This window comes from Bacillus sp. B-jedd (assembly GCF_000821085.1).
Lineage (GTDB): Bacteria > Bacillota > Bacilli > Bacillales > Cytobacillaceae > Bacillus_D.
The window spans coordinates 4,241,044-4,256,613 of the sequence record NZ_CCXR01000001.1 but is presented as its reverse complement, the minus strand read 5'-3'; the positions used below and the strand labels follow the sequence as shown (position 1 = coordinate 4,256,613).

Sequence of the window (15,570 nt, the reverse complement as noted above, 5' to 3'; positions counted from 1 at the left end):
ACGGTCAAGGCTCGCCGCGAATGTCCAATGTGTAATTGACATCAAAGACTTGAGACACGTTTTAAGCCTCCTTTGCTACAGTCGCAATTTTTTTCTTCTTTTGCTCCGTGATTCCGGAACCGTAACGGAATCGTTTTTCCCACCAATTTGCCAGGAGTAACCAGGCAGCGAGCATGGCCAAAGTTCCAAACAACGCTCCCATTGGGCCCCAAAGCTCCATCAGGTTGATTGGCTTCCCACTTTTCACGAAAGCTGTATAGATGCCAAGATGATCCCATCCGTATGCAAGCAGGGTGGCACCGACAATATTTCCCGCGCCTACTACCCAGTATAACACTTGGCCTTCCATTGCGCGGTACATCATGCCGGTTTCACAGCCACCGGCAAGCACGATGCCAAAGCCGAACAGCAATCCGCCAATCGCCGTGCTTGGAGCGGCTATTTTAATAATGGCGACAGAGCCGCTTTGAATATAGAAGAACGTCACAACGACACTAATGATCATGCCAACCGCAATGGCTTTTGACATGACGGCGCGTCCGCTGATCCACAAATCACGAAAAGCCGAAGTGAAGCAGATTTGCCCACGCTCAATCAGAATTCCGAACAGGGCACCAGCGATACAGGCTACTGCCAGCATTGGTTTGCCTGTGGCGAAAAAGTAAATGACAAGGCAGCTATAGAGGCCGGCAAAAATAAACCCTATAATCGGCTGGACATTCCTTTTCTGGACATGCTCGGTCACAACAGCGTTCAGTGATCCTTTCATTAAGGCCGGTTTACCCCGCCACCATTTCGTGCTGACCACTTTTACGCCAAAAAAAGTTCCGATGGCTGTTGTCAGCATAAAAATCCATGAGTGGAACGAAAACTGGGGAACGCCTGTAAAGAAGGCGGCCAGGTTGCAGCCAAGCGCAAGGCGCGCGCCGAATCCCGCAATAATCCCCCCGGCAAAACCTTGTACCAAGCGGCGCTTTTGTTTCGGGATACGGATTTTAAAGCTATTGCTCAATAAGATAGTGATCAGCCCGCCAATTAGCATGCCGATGACAATCCAGCCATCCGTCCGGCTGAAAGTCGTTCCTTTCATGCCAATAAGGTTAAAATATGCCCAGTCCGAGATATCTATCCCGAACATCTCCAGCATATGGCCGCCTAACCTGGTGAATTCACCTGTAACAGCCCAGACCGTTCCGGTAATTCCAAAATACAAAGCACTTACCAGTCCGGCAATGCTTATTGCGACATAGGGATTCCAATATTCTTTGAAGATTTTTTGATAGAGATTCATCTAAAATCGGCAAGGATACCCCCACTTCAATCGTGTGAATGGCGTAGCCTAACGATAAGTGGGGGAGGAATAGCCGTCAGATACGGTATGGTACGGTTAAAATCGTAAGATTTTGTACCATATCAAGTATCTGAAACTCCCACCTTGCTCCCTCCTTTTCTAGTATAATAATTGCAAGAGAAAACCGTTGGGCAAAATCTTGCTGAAGGCACTCTTATCGTTCTTTGACAACTAAAGATATTAGGTTGGTTGCAGGAAGTCGTTGCAACCGTAAAATCTTTAACTTATCGTAATATCCGTATGAACGGTTACCACAGGAGCATGGCTCTTGTGGTAGGGGCGAAGTCAACCGTTCTGATGTTCCACCACACTAAGGTAGGAGAGCATTGCTCGTCCGCACTACTGGGTAGGAACAAGCGTAGTTGTTCTCTATGAGGGTAGAAGCACTGTCTAACTCTGGCAGACGCAAGCCCCCACTTCAAACAACCTGCAAGGGTGTTAAGTGGTGGGTTGTTGACGAAGTTGACTCCCTTCTTAAATGAAAAGCCATGTACAGGTTTGCAACCCATCAAAAAATACAGATCATTTTAAGTAACCAAAATGAAAAAATGCCTAGCGAGTCCTAGGCATTTAGAAACTATTTAGTTAATGATATAACGGTAAATCGATCAGCATCAATTCGAGTTATCAATAGGTTTGGTTGTTTACAATCGGAAATATCGATACGTGGAGACAGGTATATTGATAGTTCGAGGAGGTGGAAGAGTATTAATTCCTAGTGAGTTGGTAATTGGGACAAGCATATGAAGATTATTGGTGGAGTTGTCCCGATTTGAAACAGCTTGGGACAGATTGAAGGTTATATCTGCTTTTTCAGTCCCAAACTCGTTTTACTTGGGACAGGAATCGTTAGATTGATAGTGAAGTTGTCCCAATTAGAAGGGCATTGGGACAGAACCCGGTGGAATGAAGAACAAATTGTCCCGAAAGAGTTGTTAATTGGCAAGCGTCATTATTTACTGAATGATAGGATTTCAATCTCGACTTTTTAATTTTGTCTTATCATGTTTAAAAATTAACTGTTACGTGCAAAATCATGTTAGTCTTTGGGCGGCGCTCAAGACGTCTTTTTGTGCATCCCTATAGGCTTTGGAGCTATTTGTTAAAAACTCGGCATACTTCCTCATTGTGACATTCATTTTGCGAAGGTCATCCAAAGGACTTTTTATTTGGGCCGCAAATTCCACACTGTCTGCCCCTTGCCAGGCAGATCCCAAACGGCTGAATCCTGCAACCAGCTCGTTATAAATCTTTTCACAATCCTTCGCATGCTGGTTCATTTTACTCGCTGTGTGATCTAATTTAACTGTGTCTACTGTAAACTTGACCATTTATTCCACCTCATTATGATTATCCCCACCAAAATCACCTCAACCTGAGTTGTTCTGCCGCTTTTCTCTCTTCTTCCATTTCTTCCTGACGGATCATTTGGGCAGTATGAATAATGATAGATTCCAATTGAGTAAGGGTGGCAGCGGTACTTCTCAACTCAATTTCGATTTTGTTGATAGCCTGATTGACGTATTTCATTTCTTCAGCCTGCCAGTAGCTATTTAACATAGATTCATAGGAAACTATCTGGTTGCTTATTTCATGTAAATTTTTTGCCTGACTGGCTAAAACCTGTGCTTGATGCCTTGCCTGGCCCACGTTGATACCCATTTCACCACCTGCTTTTCTATTGGTTATCGGTACTATTGAAAGATCATGGAAATTACCATTATTATAGTTGATAACCTAATTTATACCAAATATTATTATCCATAAAAGTAAAAAATAGTAAAAAGGATGTGCTTTTAAGAGAAGGAAAGCCGCTTTTTTGAATTTGTGTCTTCAAGAACAAGTTTTCCACCGATAGAAGGTCCCGTAGGCTTCAAAAAGGGATTCTCACTTTTTCCATCTTTTAAACAGTAGAAATTTAAATCTATTAACAACAGTGATATAATGGAAAAGTAGTGTTTTGCTATCGGAATAACATGATTGCAGAAATGATGTGACGTATCCACGGCCAGGCTTGCTGCGACGCCTGAGAAAAGCGCCCTGCATCCTTTCTGCAAAGTTTAACGGATAGGGATGGGAAAAATGAGTAACAGTCAAACTGAGACAGACGTTATCTTGATTGGTGCGGGCATCATGAGCGCGACTCTCGGCACATTGCTGAAAGAATTAGCGCCTGATTGGAAAGTTACTGTATTTGAAAAACTTGATAAAGCCGGGGAAGAAAGCTCAAACGAGTGGAATAATGCGGGGACAGGCCACTCGGCGCTGTGCGAGCTTAACTATACCGTTGAAAAGCAGGACGGCTCCCTGGATATTAGCAAAGCAATTAAAGTCAATGAGCAGTTCCAGATTTCAAGGCAATTCTGGTCTTATCTCGTAAACAGGAATCTAATTGAACATCCGCAAAATTTCATTATGCCTTTGCCTCACATCAGTTTTGTTCAAGGGGAGGCAAATGTGGCATTCCTGAAAAAGAGATTTAAAGCGCTTTCGGAGAGTCCGTTATTCCACGGAATGGAGTTTTCCGATGATCCGGAAAAACTGAAGGATTGGATGCCGTTAATGATGGAAGGGCGGACATCTACGGAACCGATTGCAGCAACGAAAATCGATTCGGGAACAGATGTTAACTTCGGTGAATTAACCCGTGTTTTATTTGGCCATTTAAAAAAGCAAAACGTTGACATTAAATATAAGCATCAGGTTGAAGATATAAAACGGACAAGTAATGGCTTGTGGGAGCTTAAGGTATGGAATATGAATACCGGGGCCATCGAGCGCCATACAGCAAAATTCGTCTTTATCGGCGGTGGCGGGGGAAGCTTGCCTCTGCTGCAAAAAACAGGGATTCCTGAGAGCAGGCAAATCGGGGGATTCCCGGTAAGCGGGCTGTTCCTCGTATGCAATAACCCGGAGGTTGTCGAGCAGCATCATGCGAAAGTATACGGAAAGGCTGCTGTCGGCGCGCCGCCAATGTCAGTGCCACACTTGGATACACGGTATATTGACAACAAAAAGTCATTGCTCTTTGGGCCGTTTGCCGGCTTTACTCCGAAGTTTTTGAAAACAGGTTCGAATCTCGATTTATTGCTTTCCGTAAAACCAAACAATCTCATCACCATGCTGGCAGCTGGCGCGAAGAACATACCATTAACAAAATACCTGATTCAACAACTTATGCTATCGAAAGATAAACGAATTGAGGAATTACAGGAATTCATTCCTCATGCGAAAAGTGAAGATTGGGATATTGTTGTAGCCGGCCAGCGGGTTCAAGTCATCAAAGACACCGAAGCAGGCGGAAGGGGCACGCTCCAATTCGGAACGGAAGTCATCACCGCTGCGGATGGTTCGGTAGCAGCCTTGCTCGGAGCATCCCCGGGTGCATCGACTGCCGTCCATGTCATGCTTGAGGTTCTTAAAAAGTGCTTCCCTGAGCAATTTAAATTGTGGGAGCCGAAAATCATCGATATGGTTCCGTCATATGGAGTCTCTTTGTCAGAGAATCCGGACCTTTTCCATGAAATTCACTCTCATACAGCCTGGACGCTCGGGCTGGGGGGCGATCGTTCAATGGTCAACAACGGAAATCTGGAGGCCGGCCACCGCCATTTTGCAGAGAAACCAATATCGTCCTAAATTAGTTTATTTAAAAAGGGTATCCAACGTACAAAGTTGGCTACCCTTTTATTTTCATAAGGTTTTGCATGAATCCATCTAAAAGTCCAGAAAAAAAGGAAGTAATCCCCAGCATGTTGAAGTATATATAGCATAAAGGGGGGGCTGAATTTGTATCAATATTTTAATGGCTTGGTAATCAGGGAAGGGACGGAAGGGGTCCCAGCAGAATATGTAGAAGCTCTATTTGAGGATGCGGGGTGGGCCCGGAATACCCCGAATTGGCAAAAAGAAAAATTTTCGTTGATATTTACAAACTCGACATGGGCATTTACTGTCTGGGACCGGGACAAGATGATTGGCATGGTTAGGGTAATTTCAGACGGGATCATGGCTGCTAATATAATGGATTTGTTTGTTTTAACAGAATATCAAGGTAGAGGAATAGGGAAAAAACTTGTGGAGCTTTGTGTTCAAAAACTTCCCCATGGCGATTGGTTTGCCCATACCTCTGCGAATAATTTTAACTTCTACGAAAAATGCGGTTTTGAAGTAAAGGATTTATCGCAGAGTGGTACCTGTGCCTATTATGGCTATATACAAGCTCGGAAAGAAGGGCATAGATAAACTATTAAATATATTAAAGGGCCGGTCGATAGGAGCCGGCCTTTTGCATGCAGATCTATTGGGGTTTAGGTTTTTAGAATGAAATTGCGGAATTCTTTATTTAATGATGGTGAAGGAAGAACCAGTCGTTACAGACCCTGAGGAATACTCATAGCTGTCTGTTTTCTTGCCTCCGATTGTTCCGGTTACCGAGACTTGATAGTAGTCTTTAAAGGTACCCTTGGAAAGTTTGATGAATTCATTAAAATCTATCGGGACATTTTTGTCGGTATATTTAAAGGTAGAATAACTTTTTGGATTAAACTTCCAAGTAAGGTTGAGGGACTTAGTGCCAGCAGGGGATTCTTCTTCCGTGCATTCCCCTTCCTCATCGCAAGTGAAATTGACTTTAAATACATCTACAGTCTGATTCACTTTCGCTGTACCTTTGTTCACATCAAAAACAGCTTTGGTTGCCGGAATTTCAGCGATTCCGTAATAGATTTCATCTTTCTCATAATCATAGGTTTGGTAATAGAGGATATAAGAGTTTTTGCCCTCAAAGTTAGTAGAAAGGTCTACATAGGTATCGGTGGTGCCTTCTGTGGCATAGAATGAAGCGCCTTGAAAAGAGCCTTTGTATACTGTGGATTTACCTTGCGCCATTGCTGGCATGGCCATAGTCAAAAGGAACACAACTGTCAGGATCAAAACGTTTACTTTTCTCATTAGTACCCCCCATTTTTTGGAAACCTAAACCGCTAAACTCATTTTACAATAGGGAAGAAAAAAAGTATTTAAGAGAAGTTCGACAACTCTATCATTTCAGATAACCAGATAGTGTCGTTTAGTAGTGTCTGCTTTAAGCAGTAAGTGGCAAAAAGGGCAGAAATTAAGGCTTTTTCTAAAGTTTCAGTTGTGGTCATCAATTGGAGATTTTTGTAAGTTTATATCAATAAAAAAACCGCTATACTGCTTCAAAGGCAGTACAGCGGGTTTGCCATAATTTAATTTCTGATCAGATAGTCGAATGCGCCAAGAGCGGCATTCGCGCCTGATCCCATCGAAATGATGATTTGCTTAAATGGACTGTTAGTACAATCGCCGGCAGCGAACACGCCTGGCAGGCTTGTCGCGCCACGATTGTCGACGACGATTTCACCCATGCGGTTGCGCTCAAGCGCATCGCCAAGCCAGTCTGTATTCGGAACGAGGCCGATTTGAACGAACACGCCATCAAGCTCAACATGATGTTCTTCACCTGTTTCACGGTCAATATAGCTAATGCCGTTAACTTTGTCAGTACCCGTGATTTCTTTCGTCTGGGCATTTTTGATAACTGTTACGTTCGGTAGGCTGTACAGGCGGTCTTGCAAGACAGAGTCAGCCTTGAGCTCAGACATGAACTCAAAAACTGTTACATGCTTGACAATCCCTGCCAGGTCGATGGCCGCCTCGATGCCGGAGTTTCCTCCGCCAATGACCGCAACGTCTTTTCCTTCAAAAAGAGGGCCGTCACAGTGAGGGCAGTAGGCAACACCTTTGTTTTTAAACTCTTGTTCACCCGGGACGTTGACATTGCGCCAGCGCGCGCCAGTTGAAAGGATGACTGCCTTGCTTTTCAGGACAGCGCCGTTTTCAAGTTCGAGCTCGATGAAGTCTTTCTTTTCAAGGCGCTTTGCCCGCTGAAGATTCATGACATCGATGTCATACTCTTTGACATGCTCTTCAAGTGTAGCGGCCAGTTTAGGGCCTTCTGTGTATTTTGTGCCAATGAAGTTTTCAATTCCGAGAGTATCCATGATTTGGCCGCCGAAACGTTCAGCGACAATCCCTGTCCGGATTCCTTTACGGGCCGTATAAATCGCCGCGCTTGCGCCAGCGGGGCCTCCGCCGACAACAAGAACATCGAACGGCTCTTTATTGGACAGCTCTGCCGGGTCTTGTGTGCTTCCCAGTTTTGCAAGGATTTCCTCAAGGGACATCCGGCCTCCGCCAAACTCTTCCCCATTAAGGAAAACGGTCGGGACAGCCATGACTTTCTTGCTTTCGACTTCCTGCTTGAAGGCAGCGCCGTCAATCATCGTATGGGAAACGCCTGGATTCAGGACACTCATCACGTTCAGCGCCTGGACGACATCCGGGCAGTTATGGCAGCTCAAAGATACGTAAGTTTCAAAGCGATACTCGCCTTTGAGACTTTTCACTTGATCGATGACGCTTTGGTCGACCTTCGGAGGGCGGCCGCTTACCTGCAGAAGCGCAAGCACGAAGGAAGTGAACTCATGACCGAGGGGAATACCGGCAAAAATAATCCCGGTATCCTCCCCGATGCGATTGACACTAAAGCTTGGTGTTCTTTCCAACGTAGCTTTCTCCACTTTAATCCGGTTCGACATAGCGGTCAGTTCGTCGACAAGCGCCAGCATGTCTTTTGATAACTCATCGGAACCTGCGCTGACTTTCAGCAACACATCGTTCTCCATTAGTTGAAGATATTGCTGTAATTGCGCCTTAATATCTGCATCTAGTATCATCTATAAGCACTCCTTAGATTTTTCCGACAAGGTCAAGGCTTGGCTTCAGGGTTGTTTCTCCTTCTTTCCACTTAGCCGGGCAGACTTCACCTGGGTTGTTGCGCACGTATTGGGCTGCTTTGATTTTGTTGATAAGTGTGCTTGCATCACGGCCAATTCCGCCTGCGTTGATTTCAACTGCTTGGATGACGCCATCCGGATCAATGATGAAAGTACCGCGATCAGCCTGTCCCAGTTCTTCAATGAGTACATCGAAGTTGCGGGATAAGATATGAGCTGGGTCACCAATCATTGCATAAGTGATTTTACCTATTGTTTCAGATGTATCGTGCCATGCTTTATGTGTAAAATGGGAATCGCGTGATACAGAGAATACTTCAACGCCGAGCTCTTGAAGGGCTGGGTATTGATTCTGAAGGTCTTCCAGTTCGGTCGGACAAACGAAAGTGAAGTCAGCCGGGTAGAAGCAGACAACGCTCCATTGGCCTCTGAAGTCCTGATCGCTAACCTCGATGAATTCACCGTTTTTGTAAGCCTGCGCTGTGAATGGAAGTACTTCTTTACCGATAAGTGACATAGTGAAAATCCTCCTATAAAAATAATTATTTTGGTAAGGGTGAAACATAAATAACTAACGTGTTTTTTATTATTATTAGTTATTTATAATAATTCTAATACACAAACTATTATTATATAATCCTTATTGTATTGTCAAGGGAAAGGTATTATTTTGTTGAAAGAGGTCATAATTTGTTTTTTGGTTAGAGAAATAGTGGTTTGTGAAGGGAGTGGGAAGGGGTGGCTGATTTTCAATTACGCTCCTGTTTCTCAACTGTATATAGTGTTAACTAAAGGGGAAGGTGATTTTTTTGGCAAAAGAAAGATCACGAGAAGATTTGCCGCTAAAGGCTTGTTTGGTAATCGCTATAATATTGAACTTCGGACAGATGGAGGAGAAGATCCTGGCTGCCTGTCCGAACATTTATTAACTTCGGACAGCCCCAGCTATTCGGGTGAATCACTGTCTCAATGAAAAGCACTTTGGGACAGAATGGAGTCTAAAATAAAAATCCCAGTCCCAACCACGTTCAACTTGGGACAGCCACCGGCTATTTTAGTGAATCACTGTCCCAATGAAAAGCACTTTGGGACAGAATGGAGTCTAAAATCCAAATCCCAGTCCCAACCACGTCCAACTTGGGACAGCCACCGGCTATTTTAGTGAATCACTGTCTAAATGAAAAGCACTTTGGGACAGAATGGAGTCTAAAATCCAAATCCCAGTCCCAACCACGTCCAACTTGGGACAGCCACCGGCTATTTTAGTGAATCACTGTCCCAATGAAAAGCACTTTGGGACAGAATGGAGTCTAAAATCCAAATCCCAGTCCCAACCACGTCCAACTTGGGACAGCCACCGGCAGTTTTAGTGAATCACTGTCCCAACAGGAAGCAGATTGGGACAGGGGGGAGCCTAAAACTCCCTTCCGAGTCCCAACCTCGTTCACTTTCCGAAAGCGAGAGCAACCTCACCCCAACAAAAAAAGGCGATTGCCCACAAAACGGGAAGCAATCACCTTTTTATTCATAATTGTTAAATAACGCCCTGTGCGATCATGGCGTCCGCTACGCGGATAAACCCGGCGATGTTGGCGCCGACCACGAGGTTGCCTGGATGGCCGTATTCCTCGGCAGCTTTGATGCTGTTCCGGTATATATTTTCCATGATTTGATGCAGTTTGGCATCGACTTCTTCGAATGTCCAGGACAGCCGCATGCTGTTCTGGGACATTTCAAGTGAGGATACTGCTACGCCACCCGCATTGGCCGCTTTTCCAGGGCCAAAGAGAATATGGCTGTTCAAAAACACATCAATGGCTTCCAAGTTTGATGGCATATTGGCGCCTTCACCAACCGCCTTCACGCCATTGGCAACCATCAACTGGGCCGTCGTTTCGTCGATTTCGTTTTGCGTCGCGCATGGAAGGGCGATATCACATGGAATCGACCAAATGCCAGAGCAACCTTCCACATAAGTTGCCTGTGGATGCTCTTTTACATACTCACGGATCCTTTTCCGCTCAACTTCCTTCAGTCGCTTGACCGTATCGAGGTCGATTCCATTCTCGTCATAAATATAGCCGTTTGAGTCGCTGCAGGCGACTACTTTCGCACCGAGCTGCATCGCTTTTTCCATTGCATAAATGGAGACATTGCCGGAGCCGGACACAACCACCTTGCTGCCTTTAAAGCTAAGCCCTTTATCTTTAAGCATTTCCTCGACAAAGTAGACAGTACCGTAGCCTGTCGCTTCTTTCCGGGTAAGGCTGCCGCCGTAGCCAATCCCTTTCCCGGTCAGGACGCCTGCTTCATAGCTGCCGCGGATTCGCTTATATTGTCCGAACATATAGCCGATTTCTCTCGCGCCTACCCCGATGTCACCGGCTGGCACATCGATATCTGGCCCGATATGACGGTACAGTTCTGTCATGAAGCTTTGGGTGAACCGCATGATTTCCCCGTCCGATTTCCCTTTTGGATCGAAGTCTGCTCCGCCTTTACCGCCACCGATTGGCTGGCACGTAAGGGAGTTTTTGAAAATCTGCTCAAAGCCGAGAAATTTAATGATGCTTGAGTTAACGGAGGGATGGAAGCGCAGACCGCCTTTGTAAGGTCCGATTGCACTGTTGAACTGCACACGGAAGCCGCGGTTTACCTGGACTTTGCCGTTATCGTCGACCCACGGCACTCTGAATGTGATGACTCTTTCAGGTTCGACAATCCGTTCAAGGATGCTATGGTCCATGTATTCCGGATATTTAGCAAATACAGGGACGAGGGAATCGAATATTTCCTTCACAGCCTGATGAAATTCATATTCATAAGGATTACGTGCAATCACCGTGGTGAATACTTCATCCACATACTCTTTTGCGGTTTTTACTTTTGCCTTTTCAACATCCTGTAAAGCAGTCATGTTTCAGCACCCCTTTTGCAAAAAGTCTGCATAAAAATAAATGAGTTTTCAACTTTACGCAATTAAATTATTTAGTTTCCTTATTTTATAATTGCTAAACAATCTAAACAATATGAAAATTAGATAAGAATGATGCCGATATGAGATAATTAGACGATGGGGGTGGAAAAAGTGGAATTAAGACAGATTCAATACTTCATTGAAGTGGCAAAAAGGGAGCATGTCACAGAGGCTGCTTTGGTCCTGCATGTGGCTCAATCCGCCGTCAGCAGGCAGATTTTCAATCTGGAAGCGGAATTGGGTGTCGATCTTTTTATTCGTGAAGGGCGGAATGTAAAACTGACTCCGATTGGAAGAATGTTTCTTGAATATATGGAAGAGGCGATGAAGGTAATCGACAATGCGAGGCAGGAGGTCCAGGAATATCTGGATCCGGAACAAGGAATCGTTCGGATTGGATTCCCGAGCAGTCTCGCGGCTTATACGCTGCCTACAATCATTTCCGCCTTCAGAGAGCGGTACCCTCATGTGAAATTCGAGCTGAAGCAAAGTTCCTACCATGATCTAATTGCCGGAGTCGTAAACGGAGACATCGATATGGCCTTACTAGGCCCGCTTCCGAAACCAGAGAAAAAAGTGAAGGGTGACATTTTATTTACTGAAAAGATCGTAGCCCTGCTTCCGGCCGGACACCCGCTCTCAAAACAACGTTCCATTAAACTGAGCCAGTTAAGAGACGACTCGTTCATCCTTTTTCCGAAAGGATTTGTTTTGCGTGAAATCGTCGATACGGCCTGCAGGCAGTTTGGTTTCGAGCCCGCTGTTTCTTTCGAAGGGGAAGATATTGATGCGATCAAGGGATTGGTCTCCGCTGGTCTCGGAGTAACGCTTATTCCCGAAGTGACGCTCGTTGACAGCGTGCCGCGTTCGACCGTAAGGCTGCCAATTGTTGAGCCCCAGGTGAACCGCACGGTCGGCATCATCATTCCAAGTGACCGCCAGTTGCTGCCGGCCGAGAAGCTGTTCCATGAATTCGTCCGTGAATTCTTCAGCATGCTGGATCGCTATCAAATATAATTGGTTTTCTCTTTTTCACTCCGTATGTTTTGGACACCGTCCGGCCATCTCACCAAGAGACTGTCCCGAATACAAAAAAAACGAGACAGCCACGGCAATTTTGCCAATAGCTGTCCCGATAATTTCTCTTTAATAAATTACAACCGGATCGTGTGTATTGAGATTGTCGTACACGGCTTTCATGACACTCGGCTTGATGTTGACGCAGCCGCCTGAACCGGCGTTCAAATACGCGTTTCCTGACCAGTTCGTCCGCCAGCTGGCATCGTGGAAGCCCTGGCCGCTGTTTGTAAAGGGTGCCCAGTAGTTTACTTTAATGGCGTATTCGGAACTGCCGACTCTGCTTCCTTCAAGTACATAAGGAGTCCGTTTATAAAGGATGTACCACACGCCTGGTGACGTGTCTTCACGGGTATTATGGTTGCCGGTTACGACATTCGTTGTGAAGACCAGTTTTCCGTTTCTATAAATCCACACGCGCTGTTCCTGGATGGAGACCTCTGCATACGTATCGCCGATTCCGTTGTTTGCCGTTGTTCCATAGCCGTATCCTTCGTTGTTCCAGCCATTTCCGTTTATATTGGAAGCGGAAACCGAATTTTCTCCTTTTGCAAAAGCATCCGCGATTTGCGTTGTTTCCTTGTCCACATCCAATGCCCAGCCATAGCCTTGCCCTTTAACTTTAACGACTTTGCCTGAATGGGTCTTAAAGGTGAAGTCTTTGTTCAGGGTGGACTGGTTTTGATTGATTTCGACAATTTTATTTTTCAAGTCGCCCGGGTCAATGGCGACTTTCAGGTCATTTGAAACGGTGGCATTTTTAATCAATTCGCTCGCCTTTAAGGAATGGACTTGATCCTGTACCTTATAATCAACAGTTTGCTGGAGGAGGGCCTGTAGCTTTTGCTCCTTCGTCTTGATTATCTCACTGTCTTCTTTAACAGGCTGGAGATAAACAGGATTAAGTCGGACATCACTTTTGTATGCTTGCTTATCATATTCTTTTAAAAGATTTTCTACATCGTACTGCTCACCGTGGCTGCCGGGAATGACGATGATTTTTCCTTGTTCGAGGACAACCTCGGCATTTTTTGGAGGCTGCAAGGTTTTATTCATGGCCAAAAGCTTTTCCTCGAACTGTTTTTTCATTTCCTGGCTGCGGTATGGGTCAGGTTGTGCCGGACTTAATGAATAATCTTTTTTCTGAAAAGAAGGGAGGAAGGTCTGTTGTGTATCAAAAATCTCTTTGACCCCTGACAGGTCGTCAGTTGTAAAACTTAGCTTTGTATCTTTTCCATCGATTAGTTGCTGTTCCCCAAGATAAACTTTATTTGTTAAGGTTGTTGTATTCAGCTTATTGAGCGCCTGGTTTGCTGTCAGGCCAGCGACCTTGACGCCATTTATCGACACATTTACATTGAAGCGGGTTGTTTGGTAATACCCAATAGCAGCAGCGATAAGCAAGATAAAAACTAATAAACTTGCTGTCACCAGCTTCCAATTTCTTGTCGAGTGTTTCTTATGCCTGCTGACTTCCTGCACCGATCTTTGAAGTGAACCTTCCATGTTTAATTCCCCCGTTTTGCATAAATTCCTATGGTTTGTGGCCTTGGCATTCTATTCGGATAATCCAACCAAATTCCCAAAAAACAAAATCAATACTATTCTACTTGATGGAGGGGCAGAATATTGTCATTATTTGTATCAAAATTTAAAATTTTTCCACCTATAGAGTAGTACGTACAAAGAGGATGAAAGTTACTGGGAAATTAAAAATTTAATCTGCTCGGAAAATAAAAAATGGACTTCGCATTTTAAAATGCAAGTCCATTGAAGTTCTTACTTACTTCTTGGCTTTCCCGGCTTCTTCCGCCAGCTGTTCATAGGATTTTACTTTTCCGTGCGGGTTCTGGGATTCCTTTCTGGTTTCCCATTGTCGTTCCTTTTGCCGTTTCGATTGTGTCATAACCATGCTCCTTACGCAAAATATAGGGGATTAGCTTCTGTTTTCGTATGCCCGCTGTTCTTTTTCTTTTTGCTTTTTAGCCCGGTTGGCATTGGCGCTTCCGAATTCCTTGGAGAATTCCGCATCCTTTTTGCTGGAGTCAAATCCTTGCTTGTTTTTTTGCTCGGGGTCGTTTTTCTTCGTTCGTTTGGCCATTGCTTATCCTCCTTTTGCTTTTAGTATGGTAGAGAATGAAGTAACTATTCATCCTTCCAATCGTCCAAAAAATCAACCTTCTTTTAATAAAATAGTAATGACATAGATTGTTTAAATGGGGGTACACTATAATAAACCTAAACAGTAAGGTCTGAGGTAAGTTGGAAATCAAACAATTGGAATGTTTTCTCGAAGTGATCCGTACTGGCAATTTTACCGCCGCGGCGGAAAATTTATTCATAACACAGCCTGCCCTTAGCAGGATTATCAAGTCTTTGGAGGATGAGATAGGAACGTCTCTTTTCATCCGCACCAGGAAAAAGATGCTCGTAACCGATGCAGGCAGGGTATTGGAAAAACATGCGTTGCTCATTGAAAAGCAGCTACAGCAAATGAATGTGGAATTCGACCATATGCTTAAGCTGAAAAAGAGGCATATCCGGATTGGTCTGCCTACGATTGTAAACACCGCATTCTTTTCAAAATTGATCGCTTCGTACCACCAAAGGTATCCAGAAGTGACTTTCCAATTGGAAGAGGATGGTTCCAGGCGGATAGAAGAAAAAATTATTAATGATTTGCTCGATTTTGGAATTGTTGTCCTTTCGGAAAGAAATGATCAACTTGAAAAGTTCATGTTTGTGAACGAGAAATTGAAACTGGTGGTCCATTCCTCCCATCACCTTTCAGGGAAAGGGAAAGTATCTTTGCAGGAACTAAAGGAAGAGAATTTTATTATGTTCAACCGGGATTTTGAATTAAGGAATCTTGTCATCAATGCCTGCCGGGGAGCTGGGTTTCACCCGAATATCGTCTCTGAAACGTCACAGCTCGATTTTATTCAGGAATTGGTTTCGTATAATATTGGTATCACCTTACTCCCTGAAAGTACTTGTTCGGAATTGACAGAGGACTTTCGCACATTAAGCATCACCGACCCAGCCATTGAGTGGAACCTTGCAATGATTTGGAAGAAGGATGCCCACTTATCCCAACTGGCAAAAGAATTTATTCATTTTGCAAAAGAAAAGCTCTCGATGGCAGGATCTGAAAATATCACATGACAAAAAAGCTTCCCTTAAAAAAGAGGAAGCTTTTTTTGTGCTTGTTTCTAGAAGCGTTTACATAAGTTTTCAACATGGTTGCCATATCGGATTGGCATTGTATTTCATCGTATTAGCACCGTTATAATAATCATATAAAAAATTCAATGCTTAAGGCTCTGGCCTTTTAACAGCATTTA

General features: G+C 44.4%; 15 protein-coding genes. 5 read left to right on the top strand and 10 right to left on the bottom strand.

What is annotated here, in order from left to right:
* Positions 1–61 precede the first annotated feature (61 nt).
* From yedE to BN1002_RS20720, 3 genes are all read right to left on the bottom strand, one after another.
* Entirely contained in the window at positions 62–1,291 is a 1,230-nt protein-coding gene (gene yedE / locus BN1002_RS20730; protein ID WP_048827434.1) for a selenium metabolism membrane protein YedE/FdhT, read from the bottom strand.
* Between the two features lie 1,094 nt (positions 1,292–2,385).
* On the bottom strand, positions 2,386–2,682 hold the full coding sequence (locus BN1002_RS20725) for a WXG100 family type VII secretion target (protein WP_048827433.1): 297 nt from the start codon (positions 2,680–2,682) through the stop codon (positions 2,386–2,388).
* A gap of 34 nt (positions 2,683–2,716) precedes the next feature.
* Entirely contained in the window at positions 2,717–3,013 is a 297-nt protein-coding gene (locus tag BN1002_RS20720; protein WP_048827432.1) for a hypothetical protein, read from the bottom strand.
* Positions 3,014–3,433: 420 nt separating this feature from the next.
* On the opposite strand from BN1002_RS20720, the gene BN1002_RS20715 reads away from it, so the two are divergent.
* Both BN1002_RS20715 and BN1002_RS20710 read left to right on the top strand, forming a co-directional pair.
* A complete protein-coding gene (locus BN1002_RS20715) occupies positions 3,434–4,990 on the top strand; it encodes a malate:quinone oxidoreductase (protein WP_048827431.1) in 1,557 nt (518 codons plus the stop codon).
* Between the two features lie 150 nt (positions 4,991–5,140).
* Positions 5,141–5,596 (top strand): GNAT family N-acetyltransferase, encoded by a 456-nt coding sequence (locus BN1002_RS20710; protein ID WP_048827430.1) that lies wholly within the window; start codon positions 5,141–5,143, stop codon positions 5,594–5,596.
* Between the two features lie 96 nt (positions 5,597–5,692).
* On the opposite strand, the gene BN1002_RS20705 is transcribed toward BN1002_RS20710, so the two are convergent.
* From BN1002_RS20705 to ahpC, 3 genes are all read right to left on the bottom strand, one after another.
* Positions 5,693–6,304, bottom strand: coding sequence for a hypothetical protein (locus BN1002_RS20705; RefSeq protein WP_048827429.1), 612 nt, complete (start codon positions 6,302–6,304; stop codon positions 5,693–5,695).
* 278 nt (positions 6,305–6,582) lie between these two features.
* Positions 6,583–8,112 (bottom strand): alkyl hydroperoxide reductase subunit F, encoded by a 1,530-nt coding sequence (gene ahpF, locus BN1002_RS20700; protein ID WP_048827428.1) that lies wholly within the window; start codon positions 8,110–8,112, stop codon positions 6,583–6,585.
* 13 nt (positions 8,113–8,125) lie between these two features.
* Positions 8,126–8,689 (bottom strand): alkyl hydroperoxide reductase subunit C, encoded by a 564-nt coding sequence (ahpC, locus tag BN1002_RS20695; RefSeq protein WP_048827427.1) that lies wholly within the window; start codon positions 8,687–8,689, stop codon positions 8,126–8,128.
* A 153-nt stretch (positions 8,690–8,842) separates the two neighbouring features.
* On the opposite strand from ahpC, the gene BN1002_RS20690 reads away from it, so the two are divergent.
* Positions 8,843–9,145 carry a hypothetical protein gene (locus BN1002_RS20690; protein WP_048827426.1) on the top strand — a complete coding sequence of 101 codons (303 nt, stop codon included), beginning with the start codon at positions 8,843–8,845 and terminating at the stop codon, positions 9,143–9,145.
* A 561-nt stretch (positions 9,146–9,706) separates the two neighbouring features.
* Here BN1002_RS20690 and gdhA read toward each other — a convergent pair.
* On the bottom strand, positions 9,707–11,089 hold the full coding sequence (gene gdhA, locus BN1002_RS20685; RefSeq protein ID WP_048827425.1) for an NADP-specific glutamate dehydrogenase: 1,383 nt from the start codon (positions 11,087–11,089) through the stop codon (positions 9,707–9,709).
* Positions 11,090–11,260: 171 nt separating this feature from the next.
* Here gdhA and BN1002_RS20680 point away from each other — a divergent pair, with 171 nt between their 5' ends.
* Positions 11,261–12,166: a glutamate biosynthesis transcriptional regulator GltC gene (locus BN1002_RS20680; protein WP_048827424.1), complete on the top strand. Its 906-nt coding sequence runs from the start codon at positions 11,261–11,263 to the stop codon at positions 12,164–12,166.
* 129 nt (positions 12,167–12,295) lie between these two features.
* On the opposite strand, the gene BN1002_RS20675 is transcribed toward BN1002_RS20680, so the two are convergent.
* From BN1002_RS20675 to BN1002_RS24130, 3 genes are all read right to left on the bottom strand, one after another.
* Positions 12,296–13,732, bottom strand: a complete 1,437-nt coding sequence (locus BN1002_RS20675) for a L,D-transpeptidase family protein (RefSeq protein WP_048827423.1) — start codon at positions 13,730–13,732, stop codon at positions 12,296–12,298.
* Between the two features lie 277 nt (positions 13,733–14,009).
* Positions 14,010–14,132 carry a DUF6254 family protein gene (locus BN1002_RS24310; RefSeq protein WP_148362839.1) on the bottom strand — a complete coding sequence of 41 codons (123 nt, stop codon included), beginning with the start codon at positions 14,130–14,132 and terminating at the stop codon, positions 14,010–14,012.
* Positions 14,133–14,162: 30 nt separating this feature from the next.
* Positions 14,163–14,327, bottom strand: a complete 165-nt coding sequence (locus BN1002_RS24130) for a hypothetical protein (RefSeq protein ID WP_197072839.1) — start codon at positions 14,325–14,327, stop codon at positions 14,163–14,165.
* A gap of 161 nt (positions 14,328–14,488) precedes the next feature.
* On the opposite strand from BN1002_RS24130, the gene BN1002_RS20670 reads away from it, so the two are divergent.
* The gene (locus tag BN1002_RS20670; RefSeq protein WP_048827422.1) at positions 14,489–15,391 is read left to right on the top strand and encodes a LysR family transcriptional regulator; all 903 of its coding nucleotides are present in this window, start codon (positions 14,489–14,491) and stop codon (positions 15,389–15,391) included.
* Positions 15,392–15,570 lie beyond the last annotated feature (179 nt).